Origin of the sequence: Daejeonella sp. (assembly GCF_049655485.1) — a bacterium.
Taxonomy (GTDB): domain Bacteria; phylum Bacteroidota; class Bacteroidia; order Sphingobacteriales; family Sphingobacteriaceae; genus Daejeonella.
On the sequence record NZ_JBASJU010000002.1, the window covers coordinates 1 to 2,789 of the forward strand.

Annotated in this window: 2 protein-coding genes and 1 pseudogene; 1 reads left to right on the forward strand and 2 read right to left on the reverse strand. The window is 41.2% G+C overall.

Annotated elements, in window-relative coordinates; all coding sequences use genetic code 11:
* Nucleotides 1-494, forward strand: a pseudogene (locus tag WBJ10_RS00040) (hypothetical protein); the annotation flags it as partial.
* An 11-nt stretch (nucleotides 495-505) separates the two neighbouring features.
* Here the strand turns inward: WBJ10_RS00040 and WBJ10_RS00045 are convergent.
* Nucleotides 506-1,141 carry a rhomboid family intramembrane serine protease gene (locus WBJ10_RS00045; protein WP_424287392.1) on the reverse strand — a complete coding sequence of 212 codons (636 nt, stop codon included), beginning with the start codon at nucleotides 1,139-1,141 and terminating at the stop codon, nucleotides 506-508.
* Nucleotides 1,142-1,150: 9 nt separating this feature from the next.
* Nucleotides 1,151-2,789: M14 family metallopeptidase (locus WBJ10_RS00050; RefSeq protein ID WP_424287394.1), on the reverse strand; the 1,639-nt coding region annotated here is incomplete at its 5' end.

Genomic DNA, 2,789 nt, shown 5'->3' on the forward strand with positions numbered 1-2,789 from the left:
TCCGCATCTTTAAGATCGATACAGACCAGGACCTTTTCAATTATCGCGATGAAATCAATACGCTTACATTCAATTTAAGCATGAAAGATTTCGGTATTGTTGCTTGTTTACAGGATAATGGAACAAACGGGCTTTATCACAAAGATGTACTTGATAAAATCGGCAAAGAATCCCTCCATCCTATTCAATTTGAAGAAGTCTGCGGGAAATTCTTCTATAGCAACTACCTATTTAACCGCCTGCCGGAATACACCATAATGCCTACTGATGAAGCAATATATATTGAGCCTATGCCTTTAAGAGGTATGAGCAATAAGCCCCTTTTTGATCTTTGGCAAAATAAGGTGTACGGGCAAGTTCTTGAGAATTTCTGGAAACCCTGGGGCCTTTTGTTATTTGAGATAATTAAAGACCCGGAACAGCCCCTCAGCTTTTTATTAGATGAAGAGGAGAACTTCAGGCCAGCAGGATCTGTTACCCTTCCGGGGATTTAAACCTGTATTTCCTATACTCTACCGGTCAACTGATTGATGAAATATCCTGCGATATCCGGATAATATACAACCGTCAAAAAAACGCCGGTGAGTGCACCGTAGAAATGGGCGTCATGGTTAATAGCATCCCGTGAGTTCCGTGAAGCATACCAGCAATAGCCCAGAAACAAGAAACCATATAATACAGCGGGAATAGGTATGGGCAAAGGGAAAATGATCATTTTATTCATCGGGTAGAATAAAATATAGCTGAAAACAACCGCACAGACAGCTCCGGATGCACCTAAGCTATTGTACCAGAAATCTTCTTTGTGTTTAAGTATTGAACTAACATCACTTAAAACTATACTTACAATATACAGAAGGCCAAACTGCACATGGCCCCAGCTGCTTAAGGAAACAAATGTCTTTTCTAGCGTAAACGCGAAAAAATAGAAAGACAGCATATTGACCAGCAAGTGCCCCCAATCCTTATGGATCATCCCGCTTGTAATTACCGAGTATAATCTTCTTCCTCTACTCACACTATAGGGATGGAGCATAAACTTTCCATAAACCTCTGCATTTGAAAAGGCGTAGAGGCTGGTAACGATCGTGAATATGAATATTATTGTGGCAACAGGGGTATCGTTAATAAAACTTTCCATTTATCTGATTTATAATTTAATATCCTTAATTAGTCGTCCCACAGGATACCTCAAAAAGGTCTTTTCGTAATAAGGTGAATTCTTGTAAAGCCAGTTTAGCTGTGCATCCGGATTTTTCGCGAACTCAGGGTTTTTTGCTTTCTCCGCTTCAAACTTCGCTTTGAGCGCCGGATCCGCCTTTAACATTTCCGCAGCATCATCCTCAAACACATAAGCAGAAAAGTGTTCTTTCTGGCCCAGTATAGAGTCGAAAAAGTTCCAGGCAAAAAAGGAATCGACCCCCTGCGGTTCAAGTGTCTCCACTATATAACGGTTTTGCTTTTGATTAGTATAGACAACATAGTCGCCGGCGTAATACTTTATTTTTTGTTCAACCGGCTTAACCTTCACCTGGGTGTGAAGATAGTGGCCTTCAAAAGGTTTAGCAGGCGACTTATAATCCTCAATATAATAAACCTGCACTTCTAATTCAGTGTCAGCCTGGATTTGTTTCATTTGCACCCCATTAAGCTTAAGCAGACTGATCACTTTATCCCAGGACTGTGGTAGGATGTAAGCAACTGGTTTCTCAACAGCGACAGTAGGAACATAATTATCCCAGTACTTAATGTCTTTTTCGAACGGGGCATTACGGTCGTAATATAAACGGTCAACTTCGCTTACTTCACTTGGTTTGTTTTTCGCTGCGTAGCCTTTGAATCTGATCGTTGACGAATCTTCTTTATTCAAGGCCCATTGAAGATTGAATTTAGCTTGGTCTTTTACCTGATCGTCGGCCTTCATTTTAATAGAGCCAATTTCTTTCGCATCGCGTTGTACGATTCTGATCACATTAGCCATAAACTGGTAGGTGCTCTCCACACGCTGGGCGAACGGCTTAAGCATATGTGTTTCAGGCATAAAGCCAATAGTATTATGTAAAGCTGCATAACCTGTGGAGTAGCGGGCTAATTCAAGAAATCCAACTATCCCCGCATCCGGGCTTTCTTCGACACTATTTACATAGGGAATCATCTCAAAGCCGCCTTCTTTCATGCCTTTGTAAAGGTCAGGTATCATTTGCTTACTCGCGTATTCCGACAATATAGGATTCAGCTTGTCCTTTTGGGGATGGATTAATGTCATCACATACTGATAATCAGCGCCATTACTCGTGTGATTATCTACAAAAACTTCCGGCTGCCAGGTATTGAATATCTCCTGAAAGCTGCGGGAGTTTTTCGAATCTGTTTTAATAAAATCGCGGTTAAGATCAAGGTTCTGGTAATTACCGCGGAAACCGTAAGCTTCCGGTCCATTTTGGTTAGCCCGTGAATTACCCCGGTTCAGCATCCCATCAATATTGTATACCGGAATGATACAGATTACAACATCCTTAGGTAATGTATTATTTGCAAGCATATCCCTGGCTAGCATCATCGACGCATCAATCCCTTCTGGTTCTCCGGGATGTATGCCATTGTTGATTAGCAGGATACGTTTATTTGCCTTACGAATCTTTTCAGGATCAAATAGCTTATCGTGGGAAAGAATAACCAGGTTCAGACGTATTCCGATATCAGTAGGGCCGTATTCAAGAAACCGCATATGCTCATACTTTGCATCCAGGTCTTTGTAATAATCGATTGTTTCCTGATAAGTAGCAGTT